We start from the raw sequence: 446 nt of genomic DNA, 5'->3' as shown, positions 1-446 counted from the left end.
CCAGTTGTACCCGCAACTAACATATGCGGTGCTTTTGCCAAGTCTGTTAGTACCGGATTACCCGAAATATCTTTACCCATTGCCATACTAATCAGAGCACTTGGGTCACGATATGCTGGTGTTTCCAACAGCTCAATTAAACGTACCATTTCACGGGCACTATTTGGTACTTCAATACCAATATATGGTTTACCCGGAATAACCTCCACAACACGTACTGATGCCATAGACATTGAGCGCGCCAAGTCACGGGAAATATTAGTCACTTTAGATGCTTTCACACCCGGTGCTAAATCTAATTCAAAACGTGTAACAACTGGACCCGGCTGAGCTTCAACAACCTGCGCCTTCACATTAAATTCTTGTAATTTAATCTCAAGCAATTCAGACAAACGCGAAAGCTGCTCTTCGGTAAAGTTAACTTTCTTATTTGGGTCAACCTTATC

Annotated in this window: 1 protein-coding gene; it reads right to left on the bottom strand. The window is 42.6% G+C overall.

The window, feature by feature from the left end; genetic code table 11:
- Nucleotides 1-446 (bottom strand): DNA translocase FtsK (locus tag GVL52_RS29045; protein WP_280179131.1); only part of this gene is annotated, 446 nt, incomplete at both ends.

The sequence above is a fragment of the Rhizobium sp. 18055 genome, assembly GCF_902706285.1.
Taxonomy (GTDB): domain Bacteria; phylum Pseudomonadota; class Alphaproteobacteria; order Rhizobiales; family Rhizobiaceae; genus Rhizobium.
Note: the sequence above shows the minus strand (reverse complement) of the source record. Positions and strands in the feature narration are given on the sequence as shown.